Source organism: Eudoraea sp. (genome assembly GCF_049665975.1).
Classification (GTDB): domain Bacteria; phylum Bacteroidota; class Bacteroidia; order Flavobacteriales; family Flavobacteriaceae; genus Eudoraea.
The window spans coordinates 1-4921 of sequence record NZ_JBATGR010000286.1 but is presented as its reverse complement, the minus strand read 5'-3'; the positions used below and the strand labels follow the sequence as shown (position 1 = coordinate 4921).

The following is a 4921-nucleotide window of genomic DNA, read 5'->3' as shown; positions in this document are numbered from 1 at the left end:
ATATTGGGCAGGGGCGTTAATTTTCAATTCAGCAATAAAATCCCGAAATTTTGTTTCATCAAAGTTTCCATTCTCATCAGAAAATTGAGGATTCTGAGCTATCCCGGGGCTAGATTTAATAACATTTATTATCTGGTCTTGCTCAACAGAAATACCAAGATCTTCTATCTGTTGCCCTAAAATAGTATTTCGTTCTACCTGGTTCCAGACAGAATTTACTAATTGCATGGATGAAGTTGTTGGTCCAGACCTTCTTGATGCTCTCTCAATTTTTCGTCTAAAGTCGTCAATAGAAATTTCATCTCCATTAATTTCGCCTACAGAAGACCCAACTTTTCCACCAGAAAAACCATTGCTGGTAAATATTCCAGATACTACGAACGCAAATAAGGCCATCCCAATGATCAAGATTAAGATAGTTGTTTGTTTTCTAATATTTTCTAGAATTGCCATTTTTTGTTTATTTAAAATCAGTTGGCGAAATTAGTATTTTACATTAAGAAATAAAAACTTAAGGCTTGCTATCTGGCTCATTTTTATGGGGCTAATCCTTTTCCAGGACCTGAACTGACACTAAATCTATTTTTGTGTTGGAAACTTCAAGGATTGTAAACAAAAAATGCGCTATACGTATTTCAGAATTCTGGTCAGGGATCTCACCTGTTTCATTCACGATTAGTCCTCCAAGTGTTTCGTATTCCTCGCTTTCAGGAAGTTCCAGCTTGTATTGTTCATTGAGGTAATCTACTTCCAACCTGGCAGAAAATTTATAGGTGTTATTATTTAGTTGTTCTTCCAGTAAATCTGTTGAATCATGTTCATCCTCTATTTCTCCAAAAAGTTCCTCTACAATATCCTCAACAGTCATTATTCCCGAAGTACCTCCATATTCATCAAGCACTAGTGCAATACTTTTTCGCTTTTTTGTCAACACATTGAGAATATCCTGAATTAACATGGTTTCCGGCACAAACTCTACTGGCAGGAGTATACTTTTAATTATTTTAGGCTTCTTAAATAGCTCGTAAGAATGGATGTACCCAATAATATTATCTATTGTGTCTTTAAAAACTAATATTTTTGATAAGCCGGTTTCGGTAAAAAGTTTAGCGAGGTTTTTTGGAGTTTCATGTAATTCCACTGCTATAATCTCAGTCCTGGGAACCATAACTTCCCTTGCTTTTACTGCAGAAAAATCAAGTGCATTCTGAAAGATCTGAATCTCAGAATCTACATCATCCTCTTCCATCACAGTTTCCATTTGTTCCGTAATATAATCCCCTAATTCAATTTTGCTAAAAGCCAGTTGTACTTCATCACCGTCTGTCTTAAAAAAGGTTTTGAGAAGTACATCGGAAACTTTAATTACAAAATCAGAAATAACGGAGAACAACAAGTAAAAAAAATAAGCCGGAATCGCGAAAAATTTAAGTAGTTTGTTAGAATATATCTGAAAAAGCACCTTGGGTAAAAATTCTGCTGTAAGCAAAATAATAATTGTGGATATTAACGTCTGTGTCAAGAGGCTAAAATCTGTAAGCATAAGATGAATAAACCTATTGTCTGAAGGTAATTTGGTTTGGAACCAATTCATCAATAACTCTCCCATATACAAACCATAAACCACTAATGCAATATTGTTACCAATGAGCATGGTAGCAATAAACTTAGAGGGTTTTTTTGTCAGTCGGGTAAGTATTTGTGCCAACAGACCTTCCTGCTTCTTTTCAATTTCTATATGAATCTTATTAGCCGAAATAAAGGCAATCTCCATTCCGGAAAAGAATGCGGATAGCAACAAACAAATACAAATAATAAGTATAGTAGAGTCCATGGCTATTGCTGATTATCCCGTTTTCGCTTTTCGAAACGTTTTCTGTAGTTACGTCTAAAAATAAACATTCCTATAGAGACAAGGGCAAAGAATATAAAGATGTAAGTACCCTCTCTGTCTATATTCCAAAGTTCAATTATCTTATATACAGATATAATTGCAACGAGCAGGTATAAGTATTCCGTATATTTTAAAATTTTAATCATGTTTGATCTTCCTTAATTGTAATTAAACCATAAGTCTTATGGGCATTGAAGAAACTAAAATCCTTATTAAAATCCATTCCCTCACCATCCATAATTGTCCCATCTTCAGGATTGGTAAATTTAAATTTACGCTGCGTAAAAATCCACTCATTTGTCTGATCATAAAAAAGCTGAGGGGCTTCAAGCCTTTTACCGTCATGAGATTCGATTACCACATTACCCTGCAGGTCTATTAAATTAGTGCCGGAATAAATTATCCCATAGTCGGCCTTAATCGTACTTTTATTGTTTTCAGCATCAAACAAATCCACCTCCAAACCATTTGGAAAAGTTCTAAACTGAAATCTCATATTGTCATAATCTTCACTCAACGGGCTTTTTAAAACGGCTATGACCCTGGAATCTTTGGTCTCCTCGCTTCCCATTTTTTCAGGAGTTTCTGTATAAGTAAGCACAAAATTTTGAGCAACCCCCATAGGATATATTGTTTGCTGTGCTTCTTCCCCTACTCTTTTATAATTATCCTTACAGCCATAAAACAACAATGCCACAGCAAATACTATGGCAATGTTAATAAATTTATCTCCGTAAAGATTGTTCATTATTATAGATTAGGCACTGTGACGCTGCCTCCAACCCAACAACTAAAGCTGATGGTTTTACCAGCCATTCCAGAATTAAAGATATCTGTTTTTGAGGGTGCTTTGGCACTATAACTGGCCGCAGATTGATTTGCAGTGCTACTCAATGAAGGATCTACTCTACCAGCCTTTCTGGCCATATCTGCCGCTTTCCAATAGATAGCTCTTTTTTCAAATGGTGTACTACCACAATCATTAGCACTTGTTGCATATAAATTTGCAATAAGAAGGTAGGCTCTGCCATTAGACGGATTTGCATCAATCGCCGCCTGAGCATATTTTCTTGCCGTTGATTTACTCGTTCTTCTATAACTGGTTGCTATTTTGTAAGCAATATTTGATTTCTTTTTGGAATCTGTCTCCAATTCAAGAGCTTTATTAAAGTCTGCTATTGCTCCTTTGTTATCTCCTGCTTTTTTCTTTAAAGTTCCTCCATAAACATAAGCATCCGCCGAAGGATCCAATGCTAATTGTGCCTCAAATAATTTTTGAAACATAGGGTCATCGATGCAATCTTTACTAAACATTCTTCCTACTGCTCTTTTTACCCAGGTAACATCATTTTTTTTGGAATCAAAACTCTTTTGATAAAGAGGAATAAGATTTTCGCAATCTGCAAGAGCACCTAATTTAGAATCCACACTTCCGGCAATCTTACCATAAGATTCAGAATTAGTGGTTGCCACTTTTAATCTTCTCTTTTCCTTTGTAGTAAGGGTTCCCGCTTCTTCCTTAGGAAGCAATTTACTAATTATGTCTGTAAGTTTTTCATTCTCTTCTTCTATTTTTTCATTAACGTCATCATAGGTATCAAAGACTGTCTGAAGATCCTTTTTCCCTTCATTATAAAGGTCTACAAGACTTGAAAAATAAAGATAAAGAGCTTTTGGGTTTTTAAAATTTGAAGCGTCCTGTTCAAAGGCATCATGAAGCATATTATACAGCTCTTCATCAGAAGCCATCTTATTATCATATAATAGCAAAGCCTTATCTATGGCAACAACCGCTTTGGGAAATTTATCCGGGAAAACTTTTAAACTATTGTCATACATTGCAAGCAAGTCACTTATATAACCATCTTTTTCCGCACCGGAACTATTATCTATCTTATAAGACAGAATTTTTTCCCCCAACGAAAAATTTGCTTTGTTAATAGACGGACATGTTTCATATACCATTAACCATGGCGTATATGCCGCATCGTAGTTTTTTACTTTTGCATGTTCAGCATAAATAGAAAGATTGGTCATACATTCAGGGTTTTGGCCTTGTGCATTTGCCGTTCCTGTTATTGCCAGTAACCCGATCATCATACAGTAAAATTCCTTTTTCATCTTGTATTAATTTTAAAGTGGTTAATGTACTAAATTTTTATCAATTTATTTTCCTTTTTTGGAACCATTTATCGTTGAATGACAGTCCTACACTGACTTTGAAATATGTTTCCTCTATTAAATCGGCTACTGTGGTACCTCTTTTACCGTATTCAAAACCAATATTCATATTGGAAAAACCTCCACCAACTGGTAAACCTAGTCCAAAAGTTATGCCAAAATCGTGTATTGATGTATCATTGACCATCAAGCCCGTTTTGGAAGTACGTCCCCCTGCCCTATATGTGATTCTTTTCAAATAACTGGTAAATGAAGCATAATCAGGGATAAAATATCCACCTACCCTAATGGTATTGGCATCTTCATATGCGATATTTTCCGGATCAATAAAGTCATTTCTAAATGAACTCACGCCCTGCAAACTATATTCTGCCCCTAAAAACCATTTTTTGTCCCGGCCAAATCCAAGCCCAAAAGTGGTAGTGGTTGGAATTTTCAGTTCTGTGTTTCTGAGGTTTGAAGGTTCTAAGTTTACATCCCTTACTTCAATTTCTTCGCCAGTACTCAAAGAAAATGAACCTAATCTTTCGGTATTTGAAGATACCAGATTGGCCTGCGTATTCACAGTAACTGAGCTAAATAAAGTGTATTTTTTTTTAATCCTGGGAGTATAAGTTGCGCCATAATTAAAATCATAGCCGCTAATCTCAGATTCACGGATGTCTATTGTTCCATACTGAACTCCGTCAATACTTTGAATGCTCTGGTATCGTAAATTCCCGAAGCTAAAATTTACAGTTGCCCCAACATGCAGATTCTTGGTAAATTCATATCCTGCCGATAAAAATGCCTTATTTAATCCCCCATCCCCAGAGAACTGATTCAACACAATATCCTGGGTGGCAT

Annotated in this window: 5 protein-coding genes; all 5 read right to left on the bottom strand. The window is 35.6% G+C overall.

The genetic code is table 11. The features are described 5' to 3' along the window. The coding region (locus WBN20_RS10095) for a SurA N-terminal domain-containing protein (RefSeq protein WP_424281592.1) at positions 1–453 on the bottom strand (453 nt) is incomplete at its 3' end. Positions 454–544: 91 nt separating this feature from the next. Beyond that, the gene (locus WBN20_RS10090) at positions 545–1834 is read right to left on the bottom strand and encodes a hemolysin family protein (RefSeq protein WP_424281591.1); all 1290 of its coding nucleotides are present in this window, start codon (positions 1832–1834) and stop codon (positions 545–547) included. A gap of 202 nt (positions 1835–2036) precedes the next feature. Further along, the gene (lptC, locus tag WBN20_RS10085; RefSeq protein ID WP_424271507.1) at positions 2037–2642 is read right to left on the bottom strand and encodes an LPS export ABC transporter periplasmic protein LptC; all 606 of its coding nucleotides are present in this window, start codon (positions 2640–2642) and stop codon (positions 2037–2039) included. Positions 2643–2644: 2 nt separating this feature from the next. Next, on the bottom strand, positions 2645–4015 hold the full coding sequence (locus WBN20_RS10080) for a tetratricopeptide repeat protein (RefSeq protein WP_424281590.1): 1371 nt from the start codon (positions 4013–4015) through the stop codon (positions 2645–2647). Positions 4016–4055: 40 nt separating this feature from the next. Next, the coding region (locus WBN20_RS10075) for a hypothetical protein (RefSeq protein ID WP_424281589.1) at positions 4056–4921 on the bottom strand (866 nt) is incomplete at its 5' end.

Bases quoted from the DNA above. Each gene is read 5' to 3' on its own strand.
- lptC (WP_424271507.1), bottom strand. From the start codon at position 2,642: ATGAACAATCTTTACGGAGATAAATTTATTAACATTGCCATAGTATTT.
- WBN20_RS10080 (WP_424281590.1), bottom strand. From the start codon at position 4,015: ATGAAAAAGGAATTTTACTGTATGATGATCGGGTTACTGGCAATAACA.
- WBN20_RS10090 (WP_424281591.1), bottom strand. From the start codon at position 1,834: ATGGACTCTACTATACTTATTATTTGTATTTGTTTGTTGCTATCCGCA.